The organism is Arthrobacter sp. SIMBA_036 (assembly GCF_046535135.1).
Taxonomy (GTDB): Bacteria; Actinomycetota; Actinomycetes; order Actinomycetales; family Micrococcaceae; genus Arthrobacter.
In genome coordinates this window covers 1-257 of record NZ_JAWRXG010000296.1, presented here as the reverse complement: position 1 = coordinate 257, position 257 = coordinate 1, and the positions used below count along the sequence as shown (strand labels likewise).

Annotated in this window: 1 protein-coding gene; it reads left to right on the top strand. The window is 64.6% G+C overall.

What is annotated here, in order from left to right:
* Positions 1 to 202, top strand: a 202-nt coding sequence (locus SB659_RS19950; RefSeq protein ID WP_410551674.1) for a hypothetical protein, incomplete at its 5' end; no start/stop codon positions are given.
* Between the last annotated feature and the right edge of the window lie 55 nt (positions 203 to 257).

Sequence of the window (257 nt, the reverse complement as noted above, 5' to 3'; positions counted from 1 at the left end):
CCTGCTGCTGATCCTGCGAACCCGGGTCTTTAGCAGTAGGAGGCAGTATCTCAAGCTGGAAATTAACAGGGCCGAACAGCTGACCGGGCAGGCTGGGCAGTTTCAGGCGCGCCTCGATGAGATTGCCATCCGGAACGAGCCGGCGCTGACGGACCTGCTCGGCAGGGTGCAGGAGGCGGTGAAGGAAGCCCGGAACTGGTAAAATGCGGATGCGGTGGCTGGTGAGCCGCGCCGGCTGCGCCTCCGCAACGCCAGCC